Origin of the sequence: Clavibacter lycopersici (genome assembly GCF_003576405.1) — a bacterium.
GTDB classification, from domain to species: Bacteria; Actinomycetota; Actinomycetes; order Actinomycetales; family Microbacteriaceae; genus Clavibacter; species Clavibacter lycopersici.
The window spans coordinates 1-541 of sequence record NZ_QWGT01000522.1; the positions used below are offsets into that span (position 1 = coordinate 1).

Below are 541 nucleotides of genomic sequence, written 5' to 3' on the forward strand. Positions count from 1 at the left end.
GCGCGAGCAGGTCAGCCCGCTCTCGTCCTTCCGCACCTACTGGAAGGCGCCTGCGGTCGACGACACGCTGCTCACCGTGGCCGGCCTGCCCGCCGGGGGCCGGGTGCGGCTCGCCGCGCTGGACACCTACGACGGCGTGGTCTACGGCACGGGAGGCGCGCGCGGCAGCGTCGACGCCTCGCGCACGGGCCAGGCGTCCGGCACGTTCGCGCGCGTGCCGTACCGGCTCGACCAGACGGGCGTACGAGGCGAGGACGTGACCCTCGACGTCGTCGTCGACGCCTACCGCGGCGTGTGGCTGCCGGGCGCGGGGCGCCTGGAGCGCATCGCCTTCGCGGGCGACGAGGCCGGACGCCTCGCCGACTCCTTCTACTACGACGACGCGAGCGCCACCGGCGCCGTGATCGGCGGGCTCACGACGGGCGACGCCTACGAGCTCGAGGCCGTGGTCGCGTCGACCCCGCCGCTCGAGGCGCTCGCCGACGAGCGCCCGGGCGACGCCGTCGCCCCGCGACCGACGGGCGTGCCCGACGAGGTCGCG

At 76.9% G+C, this 541-nt stretch carries 1 pseudogene; it reads left to right on the forward strand.

Annotated features, from left to right (window positions below):
- Window positions 1-541, forward strand: a pseudogene (locus DZG00_RS16335) (transglutaminase domain-containing protein); the annotation flags it as partial.